Annotated in this window: 2 protein-coding genes; one reads left to right on the top strand and one right to left on the bottom strand. The window is 54.8% G+C overall.

Annotated features, from left to right (window positions below):
* Positions 1-209 precede the first annotated feature (209 nt).
* Complete coding sequence (locus ACF8AM_RS24000; RefSeq protein WP_392558078.1) at positions 210-1691, top strand: sulfatase; 1482 nt, start codon at positions 210-212, stop codon at positions 1689-1691.
* A 48-nt stretch (positions 1692-1739) separates the two neighbouring features.
* On the opposite strand, the gene ACF8AM_RS23995 is transcribed toward ACF8AM_RS24000, so the two are convergent.
* Positions 1740-2666 carry a family 16 glycosylhydrolase gene (locus ACF8AM_RS23995; protein WP_392558077.1) on the bottom strand — a complete coding sequence of 309 codons (927 nt, stop codon included), beginning with the start codon at positions 2664-2666 and terminating at the stop codon, positions 1740-1742.
* Between the last annotated feature and the right edge of the window lie 829 nt (positions 2667-3495).

Here is a 3495-nt window from a genome sequence, read left to right as displayed (position 1 = left end):
CACCATGAAAATCGCAAACGGGGCTCACCTTGTCGTCTTTCTGAATGGAATCGCCATCGCCGCACTGGCGCCCAAGAGAATAAGACCAGTGGTTGCGTTCAAACTCAGCTTGAATCCTGGTTAAGATTGGGGACATTCATCTGACTGGTGTCTATTCCCCCGGCTGACTCAAGGTGATTAGGTTGCTTTTGGTTCAAAAGAAGTTTGCATTGAATCGCGTTCCGAAACCAGCAACACTGCTTGGCTTCGCGCTCGTGTTGTTCCTGTTCCGCCCAGCACTGGGTGCAGACTCTCCCAATGTGCTTCTGATCGTTGCCGATGACTTGAATTGTGCGATCGGCCCCTATGGTGACCCCAACGCGATCACACCGAATCTGAACGTTCTCGCGAATCGCGGGCTGGTATTCGATCGAGCCTATTGCCAGCAAGCAGTCTGCAACCCATCGCGATCCTCGTTCTTAACCGGGTTGCGTCCTGAGACCGTGGGTGTCGACGACCTCCGCAAAAGTTTTCGCGAGACCGCGCCCAACGGTGCGTCGCTGGTGACACTGCCTCAGCACTTCAAGAACCATGGTTACTACAGCCAAGACATCGGCAAGATCTTCCACAACATGGGCGACACGCAAGACCGCCAATCATGGTCGATGGACGAAGTCTTCCACGCAGGAACGCATGCCGCCGACACAGTGCACTCCAACACGCCCGTCGCCTTGCGTGCTCGGAAGCTAAAGAAAGCCCCCGTGACGGAAACGCTTGACGTGCCCGACACCGCCTACCGCGATGGCCAAATCGCTCGTTTGGCAGCCTCCGTCATCCGTGACTATCCCGATGACTCGGCCCCGTTCTTTCTGGGCGTTGGTTTTTGGCGTCCGCATCTGCCATTTGTAGCCCCCAAAAAATACTGGGACCTCTACGATCCCAAGCAGATTTCGGGCCCCCTCTTGAAAACGAAACCAACCAACGTGCCCGAAATCGCCATGCACGCGTCACGAGAAGTGCATGGGTACGACGGAGTTCCCAAACAAGGCAATCTAGCACCCGAGCTAGAGCAACACCTTCGCCACGGCTACTACGCGTCGATCAGCTTCCTTGATGCCCAACTTGGCCTGATCTTGAACGCACTCGACGAGAGCGAGCACCGCGACAACACCATTGTCGCCTTTGTCTCGGATCATGGTTTCCACATCGGCGAGAAAACACTGTGGGGGAAAACCAGCAACTTCGAATTGGATGCTCGGGTTCCTTTGATCATCGCCGACCCGCGTGCCAACAAGACGGGGCAGCGAACCGATTGCCTAACCGAGTTGATTGATCTCTACCCAACTTTGGCCGCTCTCGCCGGGATTCGCGACGACTCGCCAAAGAGCCTCGAAGGCACCGACGTCTCATCACTACTCGAGAACCCGAACCAAACGCTCAAGCATGCGGCCTTCACCCGCCACCAACATCCCTTCTACGCGCCACGAGAAAAATGGACCGCCTGGGGGCATTCTGTTCGCACGTCGGATTGGCGATACACGCAGTGGAGATCGATCAAGGACGGTCAACTGATTGCCGAAGAACTCTACGACCACCGGACTGACTCAACCGAAAGTCGAAACGTGCTCGAACAATACCCTCAGATCGCCCGCGGGCTTGCCAAACAACTCGCCAATCATCCCGCATCTTCTTCAGGTGCCCGATCGGATTGAAGTCCATTCCCTCACCTTTCATCGAAAGCCCCGATCGCCCAACACCATTCACTCTTCGAGTTCCCAAACACGGACGTAGTCTACCTCCATCGACGTCGGAAACTCATTTGTCGCGATGCTCTGATTCGCGGTCAAACGATTGTTCGCAAACACCGCGTAAGGCTCGCGCAGTCCGAGTGAGATTGCCACGTTCATTTCGCGATGCCAGTGAGTGTTCTTTTTGCGCCCCACTTCGACTCCATCCACATACCAGACAATCTCCTCGCGACCGACGTTGCATCCGTACGTGTGGAAGTCGTCCCCTGGATTGAATGGTGCTTTGTATTCATTTGCCTGGGTGTCTTGGAAGCGTGGATCATTCGGTCTTTGCCATCCTCGCCCGGCGATTCCCACCTTGCCATTCGACACGATCGCGTGAAGATTGTGATCCATGATTCGCTCGTTCCCTTCAACGCGATCGCCACGCTGAGACAATTCCACGATATCAATTTCGCTGTAGCGAACCTCCCCGGCTGATACGATCGAATCATCAATCTTGCTGTACAGCCAGAACGACGGGCACACCCCGGGGAACACCGACGATCCCTTGATCCTTGCTTCGTAGTACCCATAGGTTCCAGCCGCATACGACTTCAGCATGCCAGATGTGAACGGTGTGGGGTTCCCACTTTGGTCCCGCAGCACATCGGTGGCCCCCTCTTTCGATTCAACACGCCGAACCGTCAGCGTGAGCACTCCGTCCGCAACCGTGGCGTTGGAATCGTTGTCCCAGGTCCAAGCACTAAAATTCTCGGGACGTTGATTCCATTTACGCCAATTGACCCCGTCGCCCTTGAAGTCGTCCGAACGGTTCCATTTGATCACCCATTTTTCGTTTGCCTTGGCGGTCAGCGGTTTCGCGTTCCGCTCAGACTGAGAGATGGCTGGAACAGCAGGCAGAAAAAGCCAAAAGAGAAGAGCGTAAATTCGTGTCATGACTGGCAAGCAACCCCACAGGAAAGACGAAACCAATTTTGTAATGCAGACCTGTCGAGCAAGTCATGCCTGCTTAGGAGAGAATCAGGCGTGATCGTCCGGGCTCGGCTTTGTGCCAAAGCACCAGATCAGAAGACGTGTCATCAGGTCCAGTGGCCGCCAGTAACCACGCGGTTTGCCGGGTGACACAATCGAGCAGTAGGTCGCAGCCGAAAGTGTGCCGGCGAGATATGCCCCCGCGAAACCGAACACTGATAGCACTCCAAAAGCGTCATCATCCCAGTGCCTGTGGTTCCACATCAAGAACGCAAAATTGAACGCAAAGGCAGAGGCAAAGAAACGCCTTCGATGGCCATGAACCTCAAAGATAACCACCGGGAGCATGAACATCGCACAGAAATGAAGCAGCCAGGCGAGAACAGTCAAAGCCGCAGGCAACACTCCCTCTAACAAAAGCACGCACGCAATCGCCGCGAACAGCGTCCAACCAAGGAGCGAGCGAATCGAGAATTGAAACATTCGTCTTTCAGTGAACGGGCGAAGGATGATGAACAAAACAAGCTTAGCACCCCAGATCATACAGGTCGAACGTCCTCCGATTCACGAGTGTTTTATCAAAATTGAAAGTTAGGTTTGACCGTAGTGGACTAGGCGACGAGTCCTTCGTTTTGACGCCAGTCCTGGACTCGTCGCCTCGTCCACCGGCCGCCGGTGGTGCTGCAGTCGCACATCGATATGGTTTGCGAGAAAAACAGTGAGGTGGCGCACGACTTTCTGCAAGACCCCATTCTTCCGCGTATTGAAGGGGATTGGGTGAAGGCTACAGGCA

The organism is Rhodopirellula sp. JB055, assembly GCF_043100905.1.
Classification (GTDB): Bacteria; Planctomycetota; Planctomycetia; order Pirellulales; family Pirellulaceae; genus Rhodopirellula.
Note: the sequence above shows the minus strand (reverse complement) of the source record. Positions and strands in the feature narration are given on the sequence as shown.